The organism is Pseudomonas sp. B20, from assembly GCF_020515755.1.
GTDB classification, from domain to species: domain Bacteria; phylum Pseudomonadota; class Gammaproteobacteria; order Pseudomonadales; family Pseudomonadaceae; genus Aquipseudomonas; species Aquipseudomonas syringae.
In genome coordinates, this window is record NZ_JAHPJG010000024.1 from 46,921 (window position 1) to 66,790 (window position 19,870).

Below are 19,870 nucleotides of genomic sequence, written 5' to 3' on the forward strand. Positions count from 1 at the left end.
TTGGCAGAGTATCTGCGCCGGCATCACCCAAATTCAAGGGACCATAACTCTATCAAGTCGGTCTCTAGCCACCCGGAGGACACCATGTCGAAGTCGGTTCAACTCATCAAAGATCATGACGTTAAATGGATTGATCTGCGCTTCACAGACACCAAGGGCAAGCAGCAGCACGTCACCATGCCTGCGCGCGATGCACTGGAAGACGATTTCTTCGAAGTCGGCAAAATGTTCGACGGTTCCTCCATCGCCGGCTGGAAAGGCATCGAAGCGTCCGACATGATTCTTCTGCCGGATGACGAAACCGCCCTGCTCGACCCGTTCACCGAAGAGCCGACCCTGGTTCTGGTGTGCGACGTGATCGAACCTTCGACCATGCAAGGCTACGACCGCGACCCGCGCGCCATTGCCCACCGCGCCGAGGAATACCTGAAGTCGACCGGTATCGGCGACACCGTATTCGTAGGTCCGGAGCCAGAGTTCTTCATCTTCGACGAAGTGAAGTTCAAGTCCGACATCTCCGGCTCCATGTTCAAGATCTTCTCCGAACAGGCTTCCTGGATGACCGACGGCGACGTCGATGGCGGCAACAAAGGCCACCGTCCGGGCGTCAAAGGGGGTTACTTCCCGCTGCCACCGGTCGACCACGACCACGAAATCCGTACCGCCATGTGCAACGCTCTGGAAGAAATGGGCCAGACCGTTGAAGTTCACCACCACGAAGTGGCGACTGCCGGCCAGAACGAAATCGGCGTGAAATTCAACACGCTGGTCAAGAAGGCTGACGAAGTTCAGACCCTCAAGTACTGCGTACACAACGTTGCCGACGCTTACGGCCGTACCGCTACTTTCATGCCCAAGCCACTGTACGGTGACAACGGCTCGGGTATGCACGTACACATGTCCATCTCCAAGGATGGCAAGAACACCTTCGCAGGCGAAGGCTATGCCGGTCTGTCCGATACCGCCCTGTACTTCATCGGCGGCATCATCAAGCACGGCAAGGCTCTGAACGGCTTCACCAACCCGTCGACCAACTCCTACAAGCGTCTGGTCCCGGGTTTCGAAGCTCCGGTCATGCTGGCCTACTCGGCGCGTAACCGCTCCGCATCGATCCGTATTCCTTACGTCAACAGCCCACGCGGCCGTCGTATCGAAGCACGCTTCCCGGATCCGGCAGCCAACCCGTACCTGGCATTCGCTGCTCTGTTGATGGCTGGCCTGGACGGCATCCAGAACAAGATCCACCCTGGCGACGCAGCTGACAAAAACCTGTATGACCTGCCGCCTGAAGAGGCCAAAGAGATCCCGCAAGTTTGCGGCAGCCTGAAAGAAGCCCTGGAAGAACTGGACAAGGGCCGCGCGTTCCTGACCAAGGGCGGCGTCTTCAGCGACGACTTCATCGATGCCTACATCGAGCTGAAAAGCGAAGAAGAAATCAAGGTTCGCACCTTCGTACACCCACTGGAATACGAGCTGTACTACAGCTGCTGATCCAGCCACGCCAGCATTGTTGGCGTAACAGGAGACCTCCTTCGGGAGGTCTTTTTTTTTGCCCGGATTTTACCGCGTGAACATTTGTTCACCCCGCAACGCTGGCTCTGCCCGGTCGCCTGGAGTTAAATCTGCATCTCCCAACCGAACTGAGATGGAACTGCCATGCGCCTTATTCTGGCCACTTCCCTGCTGACAATGACGTTCATGTCTACCTGCTTCGCCTTCACTGCCGAGCAGAAGCCTTCTGCACTTGAACCTCTGCTGCAAGCGATCAGCGAGCGCCTGACCATCGCCGATCAGGTTGCCCTGAGCAAGTGGGACAGCGGCAAGGCCGTCGAGGACCCGCCGCGCGAGCTGCAAGTGATCAGCGCCGCCCAGGCCCGTGCTGCCGAGTTCAAGCTCAACCCCGATGACGTTCAACGCCTGTTCCGCGCCCAGATCGAAGCCAATAAACAGGTGCAGAACGCCCTGCTCGCCCAATGGCATGCGGCAGGCAAGGCGCCCGACACGGTCAGGCTCAGCCTGGTCGATGACATCCGTCCGAAACTGGATCGCCTGCAGACCCAGTTGCTCCAGGCCTACGCGGACTTCCAGCCACTGCGCAAGGCGGAAACCTGCCAGATGCAACTGGATGCGGCGCTGAAGCGTTATCAGACCGACCCGATTCACGATCAGGCGCTGGTACTGGCCACAGCCGACCTTTGCCCTGCGAAACTCTGACACATCAGGCAGATAGCGCAGCATAGGACGATGTGTTCTATGCTGACGGCCAATCTTGCCCTGCTGTCGAGAGTCTCATGCGTCAAAGTCTGATTTGCCTGCTGCTGTTGATCAGCCTGCCCGCGCTGGCGCAGATCTATAAGTACACCGATGCGAACGGTAATACCGCGTTCAGCAACCAGCCGCCCAACGGGACCAAGACCGAAGTGGTCGAGCTTCCCCCCCTCAACAGCATCGAAACGCAGACGCCTTCCAGGCCAGCCCTCAACCGCGAGCCGCAACCAGCCCCTGTCGCGCCACAATCGCAGCCACAAACGGCCTATGACGTACTGGAACTCACCGACCTGCCCACCGACGAAGCGTTACGCGCCAACAATGGCACGTTCATCATCGGCGTGAAGATCCAGCCACGCCTGCAGCCGACTCACAGCCTGCAACTGCTGCTGGACGGCAACCTGTACGGGCAACCCTCCAACCTGCCGCGCTTTCAGGTGGTCAACGTAGATCGCGGTGAACACAGTTTCGCGGTGGTCGTGAAAGACGGCGAGCGGATCATTCAACAGAGCGAAACCATCACCCTGACCGTACAGCGCGTACACTTCGGCAAGCCATGAGCAGATACACGATGCGCGGTCTGCTGACCTGCCTGTTGCTGCTCTTGACGCTGCCCGCAGTGGCCGACGTCTACACCTATATCGACGCGCAGGGTAATCGGGTGTTTACCGACCAGCCGCGCAAGAACGCCACCCGCGTCGACATCGCGCCCAGCAACAACATGACCGGCACACCGCCGACCCGCACCTTGAAAGCCCACCCTGCCAAACCTGCAGTACAACCGATGTTTCATTACCAGTTGCTGAGAATCCTGGTGCCCGAACCGGACGCTACCCTGGTCAATCCCAGTGGCGACCTGATCGTTACCGTCACCAGCGAACCGGTGTTACAAGCGGGGCACAGCTACCGGCTGATGCTGGATAACGTTGCCGTCGGCCAGGCCGGCCGCAGCCCGGTGTTCCCGTTGAGCAACGTGGATCGCGGCACGCATCAACTGTCGGTAGAGATTTTCGACGAGCTCGGCCGTGTTCTGGAAAAAACCCCGAACCAGCCGTTTCACGTACAGCGCATTTCCCTGGCGCAAAAGCGCGTGACTCATCCCTGCAAGGATGATGACTACGGTGTGCGGCCGGAGTGTCCGCTCAAGGACAAGCCCGAACCAAAAAGCAGCATCCTGCCCTTCTTCTGACCTCGCCAAATCGTCAGCACCTTTTTGGTGCGCTCAATGTCTGCCTGCGCAACAATACAGCCCAATCTGGTTCAGGAAGCCTGGCCGGGTAGCGCCGTATGCGGGCACTCTTTACAAAAACGGCCCGATTTTGCAGATAAAGCGCTTCTTTTCGGAGCCTTGGTTTGTTTTTTGCAACTTCACTGACATAGCACCGTATTGGTGGCCTTGCTCCTGCTGGTGCAGACCAACCAGCACCCGCATTGCGCGACTGCAATGTGCCAAAAGAGGTCAACACGATTCATGACTATCAGCGATGCGCTGCACAGACTGTTACTGGATAACCTGACCACTGCCACCATTCTGCTCAACGCTGACCTGCGACTTGAGTACATGAACCCGGCGGCGGAAATGCTGCTGGCCATCAGCGGGCAGCGCAGCCATGGGCAATTCATCAGCGAGCTGTTCACCGAGTCGGCCGAAGCATTGAGTTCGCTGCGTCAGGCTGTCGAACAGGCTCATCCTTTTACCAAACGCGAAGCGATGCTCACCGCACTGACCGGTCAGACCCTGACTGTCGACTATGCGGTGACGCCTATCCTCAGCAAGGGCGATACCCTGCTGTTGCTTGAAGTACACCCGCGTGACCGGCTGTTGCGCATCACCAAGGAAGAGGCCCAGCTGTCCAAGCAGGAAACCACCAAGATGCTGGTGCGTGGCCTGGCTCACGAAATCAAGAATCCGCTGGGCGGCATTCGCGGGGCCGCACAACTGCTGGCCCGCGAGCTGCCTGAAGAAAGCCTCAAGGACTACACCAACGTCATCATCGAAGAGGCCGACCGCCTGCGTAATCTGGTCGACCGCATGCTCGGCTCCAACAAGCTGCCATCGCTGGCGATGACCAACGTGCACGAAGTGCTCGAGCGCGTGTGCAGCCTGGTTGAGGCCGAAAGCCAGGGCTGCATCACCTTGGTGCGCGACTACGACCCAAGCATCCCCGACGTGTTGATCGACCGCGAGCAAATGATCCAGGCCGTGCTCAATATCGTGCGCAATGCCATGCAGGCCATCAGCGGCCAGAACGAATTGCGCCTTGGCCGGATCACCCTGCGTACCCGCGCCATGCGCCAGTTCACCATCGGCCACGTTCGCCATCGACTGGTGAGCAAGATCGAAATCATCGACAACGGCCCCGGTATTCCGGCCGAGCTTCAGGAAACCATTTTCTACCCCATGGTCAGTGGCCGCCCGGACGGTACGGGATTAGGTCTTGCCATTACCCAGAACATCATCAGCCAGCACCAGGGTCTGATCGAGTGTGACAGCCATCCCGGCCACACCACGTTCTCGATCTTCCTGCCGCTGGAACAAGGAGCAGCTTCGACATGAGCCGTAGTGAAACTGTCTGGATCGTAGACGACGATCGTTCTATCCGCTGGGTATTGGAAAAAGCCTTGCAACAGGAAGGCATGACCACGCAAAGCTTCGACAGCGCCGACGGGGTGATGAGCCGTCTGGCCCGTCAGCAACCGGACGTGATCATTTCCGACATCCGCATGCCGGGTGCCAGCGGTCTGGACCTGCTGGCGCGGATTCGCGAGCAGCATCCGCGTCTGCCGGTGATCATCATGACCGCCCACTCGGACCTGGACAGCGCCGTGGCGTCCTATCAGGGCGGCGCGTTCGAGTACCTGCCAAAGCCGTTCGACGTCGATGAAGCCGTGTCGCTGGTCAAGCGCGCCAATCAGCACGCTCAGGAGCAACAGGGCCTGGACGTTGCACCGACGCTGACCCGCACCCCTGAAATCATTGGCGAAGCGCCAGCGATGCAGGAAGTGTTTCGCGCCATCGGCCGTCTGAGTCACTCCAACATCACGGTGTTGATCAACGGTGAGTCGGGTACCGGTAAGGAACTGGTCGCTCACGCACTGCATCGCCACAGCCCGCGTTCGGCCTCGCCATTCATTGCGCTGAACATGGCGGCGATCCCCAAGGACCTGATGGAGTCCGAGCTGTTCGGGCATGAGAAAGGCGCCTTCACCGGCGCGGCCAACCTGCGTCGTGGGCGCTTCGAACAGGCCGACGGCGGCACGCTGTTTCTCGATGAAATCGGTGACATGCCCGCCGACACCCAGACCCGTCTGTTGCGTGTCCTGGCGGATGGCGAATTCTACCGGGTCGGCGGTCACACGCCGGTCAAGGTCGATGTGCGCATCATTGCTGCCACCCACCAGAATCTGGAAACCCTGGTACAGGCCGGCAAGTTCCGCGAGGACTTGTTTCACCGCCTGAACGTGATCCGCATCCACATTCCGCGCATGTCAGACCGTCGCGAAGATATCCCGACCCTGGCCAAGCACTTCCTCAGCCGCGCGGCTCAGGAACTGGCGGTCGAGCCCAAGTTGCTCAAGGCAGAGACCGAAGAGTACCTCAAGCATCTGCCGTGGCCTGGCAACGTGCGTCAGCTGGAAAACACCTGCCGCTGGATCACGGTCATGGCGTCGGGTCGTGAAGTGCACATCAGCGACCTGCCGCCGGAACTGCTGAGCCTGCCGCAGGACGCCGCGCCGGTCACCAACTGGGAACAGGCGCTGCGCCAGTGGGCCGATCAGGCCTTGTCTCGCGGTCAGTCCAGCCTGCTGGACAGCGCCGTGCCGACCTTCGAGCGGATCATGATCGAAACCGCCCTCAAGCACACCGCCGGCCGCCGCCGCGATGCCGCCGTGCTGCTGGGCTGGGGCCGCAATACCCTGACCCGCAAGATCAAGGAACTGGGCATGAAGATCGATGGCGGGGATGACGACGAGGCTGACGAAGGCTGAGCCGTCCTCAAGACGTTCACTGCCATTTCTGACAGTTACCCGCAACGCCCGTTAATGATTAGCTTCTTTTGACTCCACTCAAGGAGTCATAAGGAGCTGATCAATATGGAAAGTGCATTACTCGGCGAACCTGATGCCCGACAGCACGCCAACAATTTACGTTTGCTTGCGGCACTGCCGCGTGGTGCAGGCATTGAACGACGCGAGCGGATTGTTGACTACGACATCGTCGAACTCGCCGCACTGCTGCGCGAAGGCAACCCGCAAAGACTGACCGCCGAACAGGTGCTAGTCGAATACTGGAGCCGCATCACCCGGTTCAACGGCCCGCAAGAAACCTACGGCGATAACGGTAAATACAACGCTTTTGTGCGGCTGGAAGATTTCTCGACACTGTTGGAGCAGGCAAGACTCGCCGATCAATGGCTGACGACTCCAGACGATCAACGCGGCCCGGCGCCTCCGTTGTGCGGAATTCCCTTCGGTATAAAAGACTCTTTCGCCATTCAGGGCCTTGAAAGCAAAAACGGCACTCAGGCCTTTTCCGGCAACCTGGCATTGCGTGATGCGACATGCGTAGCCCGGCTGAGGGATCAGGGCGCTCTTATTATCGGTCATACCATCTGCTCCGAACTCTCGACCCACACGGTCGGCCAGTTTGCCGGGAACGCGTGGGACCCGACACGTACGCCGGGCGGGTCCAGTCAGGGCTCGGGGGTCGCCCCGATTGCACGGCTGTGCGCCGCAGCGCTGGGCGAAGAGACGGCCGGCTCGATTATCATTCCTGCGGCTGCGAATGGCGCCAGCGCAATAAAACCATCGCTGGGATTGGTGTCTGGCGCCGGCGTAATGCCCCTGCGAAGCGGCTGGGATGTGGTCGGCCCCATGGCCCGTTCGATCCGCGATGCGTCGCTGATACTGTCCATAATCGCCGGTCCTGATGGAGAAAACGACCCGCAAAGCCTGTCGGCCCCATCGGTAGGCGAGCAGCTTTCCATTACACCGACCCCCGGTTCTCTTCCTCTGCAAGGGCTGACCATAGGCATTCCGCAGACGGACTGGATGTCGTCGTCCGGTCAACCCCCTGCGCAGTCTTACGACGAGGACTACAGCGCAGCGTTTATCAGGTTCAAGGATCAGCTTGAGACGCTGGGTGCACGGGTCATCGACTTTCCTTGGCTGGATGCTGAAATTCTTGAAAACATTCCTTACTCCTCGCCAGAACCCATTCATGACGTGCTGGACAGTGATGGCAGCATTCTGATGAGAGTCAACGCCCAAGCCGTGACCAGTTACGCCAACCAACTGGAAACCCGGCACTGGTCGGCCGTACGTGACTTTGCAGACGTGTTGGAGAATCAAGACGACAGAGACTATTTGCTACGAAGATACCCGGAGTTATTCGATCAGGTTGCCTCACTGATTCCAGTGGGGATCAGACTCGAAGCAGAGAACAGACGCCGTCTACAGCAGGGGCATTTTGAAAAGGCCCTGAATGACTATCAGATTGACTTCATGATGGTGCTGCCGCTCGGTGCTCACGTCGGCGAGCGGGCAGGCGCACTGGTGAAGACACTACCGGTACAGCGCATGTACTTCGATATGCCCAACGCGCTGGCCTGGCCAATGCTGACACTGCCCATCGGCCATGGCGCGAACGGCGTCCCAAAGCAATTACCCGTTACGGCGGCGTTCTGGGGCAGGCGCTTCAGTGAACCACTGCTCGTGCAAGCCGCCATCGACTTTCAGACGCACTATTGCGAGTATCACACCAAAGCGCCGCCAGACCCGGATTTTGCCCCGCCCGCAGCGTTTCATCTCTGGACACTGGACGAGATTCCTTGGCAATACTCAGCCGATCCGCTGATCATTGCCGAGGGCAGAAGGAAAAAATCATGAGCCAGACCTCCTTCTTTGTTATCCAGTGGAAGCCACTGAACAACCCGGCGTTGCTGCCCGCGCAGGCGAGTGAGCCGCCAGACGCATTTTTCAACGTCCGATGGCGGCCCACGCAAGGTCTGAGTTATTACCCGGAAACGGCTGTGCTTACTCAGCCAGCGACGGCTTTTCCCACAGGTTGATCCCGCCTTCCACCGCAAAGCTGTCGATCTCGGTCAGTTCTTCACTGCTGAACGCGAGGTTCTTCAGCGCGCCGACGTTTTCGATGATCTGCTCGGGACGGCTCGCACCGATCAACGCTGAGGTCACGCGCGGATCGCGCAACGTCCAGGCCAGGGCCATTTGTGCCAGGCTCTGACCGCGACGCTGGGCGATTTCGTTGAGCGCACGCACGTGGGCGATGTTCTGCTCGGACAGGTGCGAAGCCTGCAGCGAGCCGCCCCCCGGACGATTGACCCGCGCATCCTTGGGCACGCCGTTCAGATATTTGTCCGACAGCAGCCCTTGGGCCAACGCAGTAAACGCGATCACGCCAGCGCCCAGCTCTTCGGTAGCGTCGAGCAAGTCTTTCTCGACCCAGCGGTTAAGCAGGTTGTAGGCCGGCTGGTGAATCAGCAACGGCACTTTCCACTCTTTGAGCAACGCGGCTATTTCGCGGGTCTTGGCCCCGGAGTACGACGAGATCCCGATATACAGCGCCTTGCCCTGCTGAACCGCGGTGGCCAGGGCGCTGGCGGTTTCCTCCAGCGGAGTGTCCGGGTCGAAACGGTGGGAATAGAAGATGTCGACGTAATCGAGGCCCATGCGTTGCAGGCTCTGGTCGAGGCTGGCGAGCACGTATTTACGTGAACCACCGCCCTGCCCGTACGGCCCTGGCCACATGTCCCAGCCAGCCTTGCTGGAGATGATCAATTCATCACGGTAGTGCTTGAAGTCTTCGCGCAGCAGACGGCCGAAGTTGATCTCGGCGCTGCCGTACGGCGGGCCATAGTTGTTGGCCAGGTCGAAATGATTGATGCCCAGATCGAACGCCGTGCGCAGCATGGCGCGCTGGGTGTCGATCGGCGTGCTGTCACCGAAGTTGTGCCACAAGCCCAAAGACAGCGCCGGAAGCACCAGCCCGCTGCGGCCGGTACGGCGATAAGGCATGTCTTCGTAACGATTTTCGGCAGCGATGTAGGTCATTGAATCCTCTCTTGTCTGGGGGATATTCGAGGCGTCTTGATTGCGTTTGCGAACAGGCGACGCCTGTTCGCAACGCCGGAATCATGGCTTTTGCCAGACAACCTGCTGAATGTCGACCCGCTTGGGTATCAAGTGGTTGTCGTAAAACAGATCAGCGGTCGCCTGCTGCGCGCGTACGATCTCCGGCGTGATCGGCAGGCTGGGTGATACAGGCCGATGGTCAAGATACTGAGTCATGACCGCTTCGGACAAGCCCATGCTGCGCGCCAGTATCTGAATACTCTCGGCACGCTGCGAGCGCGACAGCCCGTCGGCCACCGTCAGTTCGTCGAGCACCTGCTGCACGAGCGCTGCATTTTCCTCGGCAAACGCTCGCCGTGCGGTATAGAACGGCCCGGACAATCCAAGCCCCTCGCCGTTGGCCAGCAGACGAGTGTGGCCTTCGCTCATGGCGATGGAGTAGTAAGGGTCCCAGATCGCCCAGGCATCGACACTGCCGTTTTCAAAGGCCGCGCGGGCATCGGCAGGGGTCAGGTAGATTGGCTGAATATCCTTGAAGGTCAGGCCTGCTTTGTTGAGCAAACGCAGCACCACGTTATGCGAGCTGGAGCCTTTCTGCAGAGCGACCTTGCGGCCTTTCAATTCTGCGACGCTGTGCACCGGGCTTTCGTTGCGCACCAACAGGGTTTCCACCTGCGGCTTGGGTGGCTCGGCACCGATGTAGACCAGGTCGGCACCTGCGACCTGGGCGAAAATCGGCGGAATGTCGCCGGTGGAGGCAATGTCCAGACTGCCAATGTTCAGCGCCTCCAGCATCTGCGGCCCGGCCGGAAACTCAACCCATTTGATTTTCTTCTGGGGAAAACGCTTTTCCAGCAAGCCGTGTTCCTTGGCCAGCACCAGCGTGATCAGAACCCTTCTGATAGCCGATACGAAGGGTGTCGGGCTCGTCGGCAGCAGCTGTACCGAACAGGCCGCTAAAGGCCAGAATGGCGGCGATAAACGTGAATGGTTTCATGGGTAATCCTTTAATTCAGTGGTCTATGTCCGAAAATCACAGCCGTACACAAATCTGTCTTTGATTCTGGCCGAAGCCCGCTTGCTGCGCTCATCAGGACTTGCATGCGGCAACGATCAAAATCTGTAAGCAGGCCGTTGCAAGCCCAGGTTTTCGCGCAAGGTCGTGCCTTCATACTCGGTGCGAAACAGCCCGCGCCGCTGCAGCTCCGGCACCAGCAGCTGCGCGACATCTTCGAGACCGCCCGGCAGGTGCGGCACCAGCACATTGAAGCCATCCGCCGCGCCTTGCTCGAACCAGCGTTGCAACTCATCGGCAACCTGCTCTGGCGTGCCGATCAGGCTGTAGTGCCCTCGCCCACCGGCAATCCGTCGCCCCAGTTGCGCCAGGGTCAGGTTTTCCTGATCGGCCAGTTCGGTGAGCAGTTTCTGCCGGCTGCGCTGGCCGCTGTCGGTCAATGGCAATTCCGGCAGCGGGCCGTCCAGCGGATAGCCCGACAGGTCGAAATTGCCCAGCATGCGGCCCAGCAGAGCGACCCCGACCTGAGGCTCGACCAGCTCCTGAAACGACTCGAATTTAGCGTTCGCCAAGGCTTCGGTTTCGGCCACGACGATGAACACGCCGGGCATGATTTTCAGAGAATCGACGGCCCGCCCGTAAGTACTCAGACGGCCCTTGAGGTCGGCGTAGAAAGCTTGCGCACTGGCCAGCGAGGTCTGCGCGGTGAACACTACTTCCGCCGTCTGCGCCGCCAGATCACGTCCGACTTCCGAGGAACCGGCCTGCACCACCACCGGCTGACCCTGCGGCGAACGCGCCACGTTCAGCGGACCCTTGACGCGGAAATGCTCGCCCTCATGATTAAGCACATGCAGCCTGGCCGGGTCGTAATACTCGCCACTGGCCTTGTCGCGAGTGAAAGCGTCGTCTGCCCAACTGTCCCACAGGCCGGTCACCACCTGATGAAACTCTCGTGCGCGGCTATAGCGCTCGGCATGCCCCACATGCTCGGCGCGACCGAAGTTCTGCGCTTCGGCGGCGGCATCCGACGTCACCAGATTCCAGCCCGCTCGCCCACCGGAGAGATGATCCAGCGAGGCGAACTTGCGGGCTACGTGGTACGGCTCGTTGTAGGTGGTGGTCGCTGTCGCGATCAGACCAATATGCTCGGTCACCGCGCTGAGTGCCGAGAGCAGAGTCAGTGGTTCGAAATGATCGGAGCGCGCCATGCGGCTGGCGATATCACCGGTCGCGGCAGCCACGCTGTCGGCGACGAACAGCACATCGAATTTTGCCGCCTCCGCGACCCTGGCCACGTGCCGGTAATGCTTGAAATCCAGCCCTGCATCCGCAGGCACCTCCGGGTGCCGCCAGGCAGCAACATGGTGCCCGGTGGCCATCAGGAAAGCGCCCAGTTTCATCTGTCGAGCAGTCGTGCTCATACCTCACTCCTTACGTGTTGCCTGGGGCCTTGGCTCAAAAATCCTTGCGTAACTGCACGCCGAAATAACGCTCGTCATCACGCGGCACGGATCGGTAAACGTAATTCCCGCCGGTGGCGAGCATTGGCGAATAGGACTTGTCGGCCAGGTTCTTGCCCAGCAGTGCAACGCGCCAGCCGCTGTTGTAATCCGCCAGTGCCACGCTGGCGTTCCAGATGCCGTAAGCGCCCTGTTTGGTGTCCGGGTTCTGGCTGATGTCGTACTGCACTTCGCTCTGCCAGCTGTAATCGGTGCCCAGTTCGATATCCAGGCCATTGTCCAGCGGGATGGTGTAGTCGGCGCGAACGTAGCTTTTCCAGTCCGGGCTGTATGGCAGGGTCTTGCCGTCGACGTTGCAGGACGCCGCCGCACCGGCCGGGCAGGCAAAGCTGTCGATGCGTGCTCTGGTGTAGGACAGCGCACCGGAGAATTTCAGGTTTCGGGTGGCTTGCAGAGCGTAATCCAGCTCGACCCCTTCGGTGCTGACACTGCCTGCGTTGATCAGGCGCGTCACGACCTGTCCGGCAACGCTGTCGAAGAAATTCGCCTGATAGTTGTCGTACTCGCTGTGGAACACCGCCAGGTTGGTGGTCAGGCGATTGTTCCAGGTGGTGGCCTTAAGGCCGACCTCCCAGGTGTTCGAGGTTTCCGGCTTGAGCGCCTCGGTGTCACGCGGCTGCATGTTGAAGAACACGTTGTAGGCCGGGCCTTTGTAGCCGCGCGAGTAGGTAATGTAAGTCATCACACTGTCGCTCAGGTCGTACTGCAAACCGAGACGTCCGGACTTGCCGTCTTCATCCACCGAGCCGGAACTGCTGGTCGCTGGCTGAATGCCGCTGACGGTCGTAGCCGATGTCGATACGCGGCGATGATCGTATTCCAGATCGTCATGAGTCCAGCGTGCCCCAACAATCGCTCGCAAGTCCGGTGTGAAGTTGAACGTGGTTTCGCCGAACACCGAATAGCTGTCGGTGGTGGTGCTGTAGTCGGCGATGCCGCGATCCTGAGTCGTCGGTGTGATCAGCGTGCGCTGATAGGTCTCGTCGCTCTTGCCGTGCATGTAAAACAGCCCGCCGACGTATTCGACAAACTGGCCTTTCGGCGACGCCAGACGCAGCTCCTGGGAATACTGGTTGAACTCAAGATCGCCCTTGTCTTCGGTGCCGGGGAACGCTGCGGTGACAGTGCCAAGCCGGTCGCCGTCCTGATACTGCGTGTTGTCCCAACCGCGCCAGGCAGTGATGGAGGTCAGGGTGTAGTCGCCCAGTTGCCAGTCGAGCTGGCCGGACAGGCCTTTGTTGACGTCCTCGACATGGCTGCGGTAATCGCTGACGACATTGCGGTTATCGCTGTCGGCACGTACCGGCGCCAGGGCACTGGCGAAGGACGGGGTCAGCGCTTTGCTCACCACACCGTTGGGCGCGTCGTCATGGGACTGCATGTAGTCCGCTGCGAGGGTGAAGGTGATGTCGTCATTGGGCGTGAATTGCAGCTTGCCGCGGGCGCCCTTGCGGTTGTAACCGTTGACTTCCTGACCATTGAGCTTGTTATCGACATTGCCGTCATAGCTGCCGAACAACGTCGTGATCGAGCCTTTGAGGGTTTGCGGAATCAGGCTGCCGCCAATGCCGAAACGGGTGCGGCTTTCGTTGCCGCTGTAATACGACTGATCGATGTAACCGTGAGTCTCTTCGGTCGGTGCCTTGGTGGTGACGTTGAGCACGCCCGCCGAAGCGTTCTTGCCGAACAGCGTGCCTTGCGGGCCGCGCAGCACTTCGATGCGTTCCAGGTCGAGCAAGTCCAGCGTGGCCTGACCCGGACGCGCATACACCACACCATCGATCACCGTGGCCACCGTCGGTTCGACGCCTGGCGAGGTGGAAATGGTGCCGACACCGCGAATGAACAGCGAAGTGTCCTTGTTGGAAGCCCCGGTGCGGAAATTCAACGATGGCACCTGCTGCACGATGCTGGCCACGCCATTACGGTTATCGCGCTCCAGTTGTTCACCCTCGATCACGGACACGGCGACCGGTACTTTTTGCAGCGATTCTTCGCGGCGTGTGGCGGTCACGGTCACCGATTCCAGCGCTACCGTTTCCGTGTTCTGCCCTGCCGCTGTCTCTGCCATGGCCGGAACACACGGCAATGCCGTCAGCCCCATCAGCAACCACCCACAACGACGCCCCCGCGCCGTGTGAACCTGATCGATCGCCTGCGCCAGAAGCGTGTGTCTGACGCCATCCCCACCTGTTGTGTGCATCTGCGTGCCTACCTGAAATATGCCCTGATCCGACAGTGCGGTGCGCACTGGCGCCTATGCGTGCTGACTAAACCGGGTCCGGGCATTCGCGGTGGCGAGTAGCAGACAAACCATCTTTGTTAGCGCTAACATCGCCAGTATCAGGAAACGACTGATAGATCGTCCAATACTGAAAAATTAGTTTTATATTCTTTTTACTTTTATGCGAGGTGATCGAGCATGGCCGACGAGAAGCCTCTGATACGCAAACGCCGAGGCGCAGGCCGGGTGACGATCACCGCCGTGGCGCGTCAGGCGGGGGTGTCGGCCATTACCGTGTCGCGCTATTTCAATCAGCCGGAACAGGTCTCGCCCGAACTGCGCGAGCGGATTGCGAGCACAGTCAGTGCACTGGGTTACGTGCCCAATCTGGTTGCTGGCGGCTTGGCATCAGCACGCAGCCGGGTGGTAGCGATGGTGATTCCCAACATCTCCGGGCCGATCTTTGCCAATACCATTCAGGGCTTCAGCGACACCCTGAGCAAGCACGGTTTCCAGTTGCTGCTGGCCTCCAGCTACTTTTCCGCAGAGCAGGAGGAAAGCGCGGTGCGGGCGTTCCTGGGCTGGTCACCGGCGGCACTGGTGCTGACCAGCCGCTTTCACAGCCCTGCTACCGAGAACATGATCGAGCAGACCGATGTCCCGGTGATCGAAACCTGGGACCATCAACCCGACCGCAGCCCGATCCAGATCGGCTTTTCGCACTACGACGTCGGCGCGATGGCAGCCCGTTATCTGCATGACCAAGGCTACCGGCGCATCGCGTTCGTACAGAACAGCGTTACGGGCGACTTCAGCGCACTGGAGCGTCGCGACGGCTATGCCGCAACCGTGGAAGGGCTGGGTATAACGCCGTGGGTTTTCGTCCCGGACGCAGATCGGGCGCCCTTCGAGGCTGGCAAACAGGCGATGGACACCCTGATGAACCAAGCACCCCGCCCTGACGCGATCTTCTTCGCCAACGACAACCTCGCAGCCGGCGCCCTGCTCGCCAGCCAGCGTGCAGGCCTGAGCATTCCGCAGGATTGCGCCGTGATGGGCTTTGGCGATTACGCCTTCGCAGAAATGATGCTGCCCAGCCTGACCACCATCAAACCGCCCGCCCTGCAGATCGGCGTAATGGCCGCCACGCGGGTGCTTGAAAGCCTCGGAGTGTTACCGGTAGAGGGAGAAATACAACGTCTGAATCTGCTGGAATGCAGCCTGGTGGAGCGGGAGAGTACCTGAGCCCGGCGCCATCTCGAGCCTGCCCTGGAGCGTGAGGAACGATGACCCTGTAACCATCGTGCGACGCTCCGCGTCGCATGCCGTTCTGGACGCTCCGCGTCCTGTCCTGATTATGTGGCGCGGCGTAGAGCGTGAGGGACGATAGTTGTAACCGCCCCCCACGCCCCGATCAACGCACCAGATGCAGGAACTGCATATGCCGTTCGTACTGATCGAGCACGTCGTTGATGACCTGTTCCTTGGTGTAACCCACCAGGTCGTAGTCCTGACTACCCTCGCTCAAGTGCACCTCGGCGCGGTAGTAGCGGCGGTTGTTCAATTGCTTGGAGCCCATGCCGCCACGGGCGAACGACGGAGTGAAGAAGCCTTTCATCTGCACCTGGTAAATGAACGGACGTTCTTCGCCGTGACCGATTTCCAGAGTCACCGAGTCGTTGGACGGGTCGGGTACGTTGACCACGTTCAAGCCCTTCTCGACGAACACCGCCGTCACTTCTTCAATCGCTGGACGCACGGTCTGATCGAGGAAACGGTACACCTCGTCTCGCGACGGGTAATGCACCGCCTGGCTCAGACGCTGACGCCAGCCGCCACGCCGCGCTCCGGAAACCGGGGCCAGTGAATACAGCTGGGCAATCTTGCGCTGCGACTCCATGACGAACGCCTTGTGCAGGCCCCACATCATCAGTAACAGAATCAACGAGAACGGCAGCGACGTCAGCACCACGGCCGATTTCAGCGCATCGATGCTGCCCGAGAACAACAGGCCACTGGTGATCAGTGCCGTCGCCACACCCCAGAACACCCGCAGCCATTTCGGACCGTCTTCGTCAGGGTTGCCGCCTTTGGCTGACAGTGTCGACAGCACCACCGTGCCCGAATCGGCCGAGGTGACGAAGAACACGAAGCTGATGAACACCGTGACCGCGATGACTGTCTTGCTCCACGGATAGGTTTCCAGCAGCAGGTACAGGGTCATCGACGGATCGTCGATAGCCGACTGACCCAGCGCCGTCATGCCGTGGTTGAGCACTTGATCGATGGCGCTGTTGCCGAAGATAGACATCCACGCCAGGGTGAAGCCCAGCGGGATCAGCAAGACACCGAAGACAAACTCGCGGATGGTCCGGCCACGGGAGATGCGCGCGATGAACAGGCCCACGAACGGCGCCCAGGCAATCCACCAGGCCCAATAGAACACCGTCCAGCCGCCCAGCCAGTCACTCGGCTCGTTATAGGCGTACACGTCGAAACTCTTGCTCGGCAGTGCGCCCAGGTAGTCACCGATGTTCTGCACCAGCGTGTTGAGCAAGTGCTGAGTCGGGCCGGCAAACAGCACGAACAGCAGCAGCGCGCAGGCCAGCAGCATGTTGATGTCGGACATGACGCGTACGCCCTTGTCGACACCGGCGATCGCCACCAGAATCGCCGCGCCCATCATCAGGGTGATCAGACCGACCTGAATCCAGTGGGTGTGCGCCACGCCGAACAGGTAGTCCAGACCGGAATTGAGGTGCAGCACCCCGAAGCCCATGTCTGCGCCGAGCCCGAAGATGGTCGCAATGATGCCGAAGCCATCGACGGCATAGCCGATAGGGCCGTTGATGCGTTTGCCGATCAGCGGGTACAGCGCCGAGCGCAGGGCCAGCGGCAGGTTATGGCGATAAGCGAAATAGGCCAGCGCCATACCGACGAACGCGAACACGCCCCAGCCATGCAGACCCCAGTGCAGAAACAGCAACTGCATGCCTTGGCGTGCCGCTTCTGCGGTGCCACCCTCGCCCTGCGGCGGTTGCAGCAGGTGCGTCAGGGGTTCTGAAACGCAGAAAAAGAACAGCGTGATGCTGATGCCGGCAGCGAATAGCATCCCGGCCCAGGACAGGTAACTGAACTCGGGTTCGTCGTGGTCGGCACCGAGCTTGATCTTGCCGAAGCCCGACAAGGCGGTGACCACCACGAAGACCAGGTACAGGGTCATGACCATCATGTAGTACCAGCCGACCGTGTTGGCCGCCCAGTTTTGCGCCGCCAGCAGCCATTCGCCGCTGGCTTGCGGGAACGCGATCACGACGATGCCGAAAATCAGAATAAAACTCGCAGCGAAATAGAACACTGGAGCATTCATGCGAACCATGCCGCTTGAAGAGGAACTCGCAGAACTCATCGGTTGAGTGCCTCCGGACGGATAAAACCAATTGCAAAAAGCGGATACGGCAAGGGTAAGCCTCCTGTTGTGAGCGGGCAGCGAACCACCGGTTTAACTTGAACGAGCGTTCAATTTAAACATGAAAACACCCGCGAGACCTAATCGCAGGCCGGTGAATGCTGGCTCAGGCCTGGGTATGACGCGTGCTTGCGCGAGTTCGTTCCCGCGCTAAAGAGGCCATTTTCAGCCCGCCAAAAGCGCTCTTTGCAAATACTCATGGCGCCTCAATACCGGTCCGAACGCTACGCACAACCTCCCCGCACCAACCTGTTACCGACTGCCCCAAAAGTGCGCAAAACCTCATTCAGGTAACAGCGTCTTTGCCCTTCTCGGGAAAAGGCCTCCGTTGTCACCAAAACCGTAAGACCCCGCAAATAAAGCCCTGCAGGCAAGTCAGATGGGTAAAAAACAGCAGCAGCGCAAAGTTGGTCTTTTGATTGCATATGCTTGTATGTACAAGTAGAGACAGGCTAAACACTCTGTTTTCTACCCAACTGAATCAGCCTGCTTCGCCAGGCGCTGTTCGCCCTTCATCGGGGTGGTTCGAATTGATCGCCGAGGATTTTTTTGTGACCGAGAATAATCAAGACCTGAAGCAGGACTGGACCCGCCATCGTGAAGGCGTCGTACGGGCTGCACGCGGCAGTCAACTGACCGCCAAGAGCTGGCTGACCGAAGCGCCGCTGCGCATGTTGATGAATAACCTCGACCCGGAAGTCGCCGAAAACCCCAATGAGCTGGTGGTTTACGGTGGCATCGGTCGCGCTGCGCGCAATTGGGAGTGCTACGACAAGATCGTCGAAAGCCTCACTCAGCTCAACGATGATGAAACCTTGCTGGTGCAGTCCGGCAAGCCGGTCGGCGTATTCAAGACCCACAGCAATGCCCCGCGCGTGCTGATCGCCAACTCCAACCTGGTGCCGCACTGGGCCAGTTGGGAGCATTTCAACGAACTGGATGCCAAGGGCCTGGCCATGTATGGCCAGATGACCGCCGGCAGCTGGATCTACATCGGTAGCCAGGGCATCGTGCAAGGCACTTACGAAACCTTCGTCGAAGCCGGTCGCCAGCACTATGACGGCAACCTCAAGGGTCGCTGGGTGCTGACCGCAGGCCTGGGCGGCATGGGTGGCGCGCAGCCGCTGGCCGCGACATTGGCCGGGGCCTGCTCGCTGAACATCGAATGTCAGCAGAGCCGCATCGATTTCCGCATCAAGACCCGCTACGTCGACGAACAGGCCGCTGATCTCGATGACGCACTGGCGCGTATCGCCAAATACACGGCCGAAGGCAAAGCCATCTCCATCGCCCTGTGTGGCAACGCAGCGGACATCCTGCCGGAAATGGTCCGTCGCGGTGTGCGCCCGGACATGGTCACCGACCAGACCAGCGCCCACGACCCGCTCAATGGCTACCTGCCCAAAGGCTGGACCTGGGACGAGTACCGTGCGCGTTCGGTGAGCGAGCCGGCCAGTGTGGTCAAGGCCGCCAAGCAGTCGATGGCCGAGCACGTCGAAGCCATGCTCGCCTTCCAGCAAGCCGGCATTCCGACCTTTGACTATGGCAACAATATTCGCCAGATGGCCAAGGAAGTCGGCGTCACCAATGCCTTCGATTTCCCGGGCTTCGTCCCCGCCTACATCCGTCCGCTGTTCTGCCGTGGCATCGGGCCGTTCCGCTGGGCCGCGCTGTCAGGTGACCCGCAGGACATCTACAAGACCGACGCCAAGGTCAAAGAACTGATTCCGGATGACGAGCACCTGCACAATTGGCTGGACATGGCCCGCGAGCGCATCAGCTTCCAGGGCCTGCCGGCGCGTATCTGCTGGGTCGGCCTGGGTCAACGCGCCAAACTGGGCTTGGCCTTCAACGAGATGGTCCGCAGTGGCGAGTTGTCGGCACCGGTGGTAATCGGTCGTGATCACCTGGACTCCGGCTCGGTCGCCAGCCCCAACCGCGAAACCGAATCCATGCGCGATGGCTCCGATGCCGTCTCCGACTGGCCGCTGCTCAATGCCCTGCTCAATACCGCCAGCGGTGCGACCTGGGTCTCGCTGCACCACGGTGGCGGCGTGGGCATGGGCTTCTCGCAGCATTCCGGCATGGTGATCGTCTGCGACGGCACCGATGAGGCCGCCGAGCGTATCGCCCGCGTATTGCACAACGACCCGGCTACCGGGGTGATGCGCCATGCCGATGCCGGCTACGACATCGCTATCGATTGTGCCAGAGAGCAGGGCTTGAACCTGCCAATGATCGGACGTTGACAACGTTGTCGGTCATCAGGCCGACAC

Annotated in this window: 13 protein-coding genes and 1 pseudogene; 9 read left to right on the top strand and 5 right to left on the bottom strand. The window is 60.1% G+C overall.

Features of this window, described 5'->3' with window-relative positions; genetic code table 11:
- Positions 1-84 precede the first annotated feature (84 nt).
- The 7 genes from glnA to LIX91_RS21570 all read left to right on the top strand — a co-directional run bounded on the left by glnA (position 85) and on the right by LIX91_RS21570 (position 8,157).
- A complete protein-coding gene (gene glnA / locus LIX91_RS21540) occupies positions 85-1,491 on the top strand; it encodes a glutamate--ammonia ligase (protein WP_003343817.1) in 1,407 nt (468 codons plus the stop codon).
- Between the two features lie 165 nt (positions 1,492-1,656).
- On the top strand, positions 1,657-2,214 hold the full coding sequence (locus LIX91_RS21545; RefSeq protein ID WP_003343819.1) for a chorismate mutase: 558 nt from the start codon (positions 1,657-1,659) through the stop codon (positions 2,212-2,214).
- Positions 2,215-2,291: 77 nt separating this feature from the next.
- A complete protein-coding gene (locus LIX91_RS21550) occupies positions 2,292-2,828 on the top strand; it encodes a DUF4124 domain-containing protein (RefSeq protein ID WP_226489109.1) in 537 nt (178 codons plus the stop codon).
- Positions 2,829-2,839: 11 nt separating this feature from the next.
- Positions 2,840-3,457, top strand: a complete 618-nt coding sequence (locus LIX91_RS21555) for a DUF4124 domain-containing protein (protein WP_410524762.1) — start codon at positions 2,840-2,842, stop codon at positions 3,455-3,457.
- A 282-nt stretch (positions 3,458-3,739) separates the two neighbouring features.
- Complete coding sequence (gene glnL, locus LIX91_RS21560; RefSeq protein WP_002555720.1) at positions 3,740-4,825, top strand: nitrogen regulation protein NR(II); 1,086 nt, start codon at positions 3,740-3,742, stop codon at positions 4,823-4,825.
- Positions 4,822-6,258, top strand: a complete 1,437-nt coding sequence (ntrC, locus tag LIX91_RS21565; RefSeq protein WP_003413458.1) for a nitrogen regulation protein NR(I) — start codon at positions 4,822-4,824, stop codon at positions 6,256-6,258. Before glnL ends, ntrC begins: the two co-directional genes overlap by 4 nt.
- Before the next feature lie 105 nt (positions 6,259-6,363).
- Positions 6,364-8,157 (top strand): amidase, encoded by a 1,794-nt coding sequence (locus LIX91_RS21570; protein WP_226489111.1) that lies wholly within the window; start codon positions 6,364-6,366, stop codon positions 8,155-8,157.
- Between the two features lie 147 nt (positions 8,158-8,304).
- On the opposite strand, the gene mgrA is transcribed toward LIX91_RS21570, so the two are convergent.
- The 4 genes and pseudogenes from mgrA to LIX91_RS21590 all read right to left on the bottom strand — a co-directional run bounded on the left by mgrA (position 8,305) and on the right by LIX91_RS21590 (position 14,152).
- Positions 8,305-9,342, bottom strand: a complete 1,038-nt coding sequence (gene mgrA / locus LIX91_RS21575) for an L-glyceraldehyde 3-phosphate reductase (protein WP_003420143.1) — start codon at positions 9,340-9,342, stop codon at positions 8,305-8,307.
- 81 nt (positions 9,343-9,423) lie between these two features.
- Positions 9,424-10,360 (bottom strand): annotated as a pseudogene (locus LIX91_RS21580) (sulfonate ABC transporter substrate-binding protein).
- A gap of 116 nt (positions 10,361-10,476) precedes the next feature.
- Positions 10,477-11,802: an LLM class flavin-dependent oxidoreductase gene (locus LIX91_RS21585; protein WP_226489112.1), complete on the bottom strand. Its 1,326-nt coding sequence runs from the start codon at positions 11,800-11,802 to the stop codon at positions 10,477-10,479.
- A 34-nt stretch (positions 11,803-11,836) separates the two neighbouring features.
- Positions 11,837-14,152, bottom strand: coding sequence for a TonB-dependent receptor (locus LIX91_RS21590; RefSeq protein ID WP_226489113.1), 2,316 nt, complete (start codon positions 14,150-14,152; stop codon positions 11,837-11,839).
- 171 nt (positions 14,153-14,323) lie between these two features.
- Between LIX91_RS21590 and LIX91_RS21595 the strand changes: the two genes are divergently transcribed.
- Positions 14,324-15,370, top strand: a complete 1,047-nt coding sequence (locus LIX91_RS21595; RefSeq protein ID WP_103696708.1) for a LacI family DNA-binding transcriptional regulator — start codon at positions 14,324-14,326, stop codon at positions 15,368-15,370.
- A 169-nt stretch (positions 15,371-15,539) separates the two neighbouring features.
- Here LIX91_RS21595 and betT read toward each other — a convergent pair whose 3' ends face one another.
- The gene (gene betT / locus LIX91_RS21600; RefSeq protein ID WP_212739119.1) at positions 15,540-17,495 is read right to left on the bottom strand and encodes a choline BCCT transporter BetT; all 1,956 of its coding nucleotides are present in this window, start codon (positions 17,493-17,495) and stop codon (positions 15,540-15,542) included.
- Positions 17,496-18,145: 650 nt separating this feature from the next.
- On the opposite strand from betT, the gene hutU reads away from it, so the two are divergent.
- On the top strand, positions 18,146-19,843 hold the full coding sequence (gene hutU / locus LIX91_RS21605; protein ID WP_226489114.1) for a urocanate hydratase: 1,698 nt from the start codon (positions 18,146-18,148) through the stop codon (positions 19,841-19,843).
- The last annotated feature ends 27 nt before the right edge of the window (positions 19,844-19,870 follow it).